At 71.4% G+C, this 1,329-nt stretch carries 2 protein-coding genes; both read left to right on the forward strand.

Features of this window, described 5'->3' with window-relative positions:
• Positions 1-851, forward strand: an 851-nt coding sequence (locus AC1D01_RS34955; RefSeq protein WP_477874149.1) for an efflux RND transporter periplasmic adaptor subunit, incomplete at its 5' end; no start/stop codon positions are given.
• A gap of 37 nt (positions 852-888) precedes the next feature.
• Positions 889-1,329: ABC transporter ATP-binding protein (locus tag AC1D01_RS34960; RefSeq protein WP_477874151.1), on the forward strand; the 441-nt coding region annotated here is incomplete at its 3' end.

Genomic DNA, 1,329 nt, shown 5'->3' on the forward strand with positions numbered 1-1,329 from the left:
CCCACGCCCAGGTGGCGCAGGCCCGGGCGCAGCTGGCCCAGGCGGCGGCCGATGCGCGGCGCCAGGACGAACTCTCGGCCAGCGGCATGACGACGAAGCAGGGCGCCGAGCAGGCCCGCACCGCGCTGGCCAGCGCCACCGCGATGCTCGAGGCGCGCCAGCGCGAATCCGACGCGGCGCGCGCCCAGGTAGCGCAGGCCCAGGTCAACTTCGACTACACGACGGTGCGGGCGCCGTTCGCCGGCATCATCACCGTGAAGGCCGCGCAGGTCGGCGAGATCGTCTCGCCGCTGTCGGCCGGCGGCGGCTTCACGCGCACCGGCGTCGGCACCATCGTCGACATGAATTCGCTCGAGGTCGATGTCGACGTCAGCGAGGCCTACATCGGCCAGGTGAAACCGGGCATGCCGGTCGAGGCGGTGCTCGATGCCTACCCCGACTGGCGCGTGCCGGCCCACGTGATCGCGATCGTGCCGTCGGCCGATCGCGGCAAGGCGACAGTCAAGGTGCGTGTCGGCTTCGAACAGAAAGACGCCCGCATGGTGCCCGACATGGGCGTGCGCGTGTCCTTCCTCAGCGCGAAGCCGGCCGCAGCCGCCGATGGCGCGCCGCCGCCCGTGCCCAAGGGCGTGCTGGTGCCGCCGCAGGCGCTGGTGCAGCGCGACGGCGGCACGGTGGTGTTCGTCGTCGCCGACGGCCGCGCGCAGCAGCGCAGCGTGAAGCCGGCGGCGGGCGACATCGGCGGCCAGAAGCTGCTGCCCGACGCTGTCAAGGCCGGCGAGCGCGTCGTCGTGTCGCCGCCGGATGCGCTGAAGGACGGTGCGGCCGTGCGGGCCGACGACACCGAGTGACCTGCATTTCAACAAGACGGAACCCACAGGAGAACCCATGGCCCAGCTGATCGAGATCCGCGACCTGTCGAAGGTGTACGAGCGTGGCCGCCAGAAGGTCGAGGTGCTGCACCACATCCACCTCGATGTCGACCAGGGCGACTTCGTCGCGCTGATGGGCCCGTCGGGCTCGGGCAAGACGACGCTGCTGAACCTGATCGGCGGGCTCGATGCGCCGACCGGCGGCAGCATCAGYGTCGGCGGCCAGCGCATCGACCAGCTGAAATCGGCGGCGCTCGCGAAATGGCGGGCCTCGCGGGTCGGCTTCGTGTTCCAGTTCTACAACCTGATGCCGATGCTGTCGGCGCAGCGCAACGTCGAGCTGCCGCTGCTGCTGACCAAGCTGTCGGCCGCCGAGCGCAAGAAGCGCGCGGCGATCGCGCTGCAGCTGGTGGGCCTGGCCGACCGCGCGTCGCACAAGCCGACCGAGCTGTCCGGT

Source organism: Rhizobacter sp. P3_B12 (assembly GCF_056402895.1).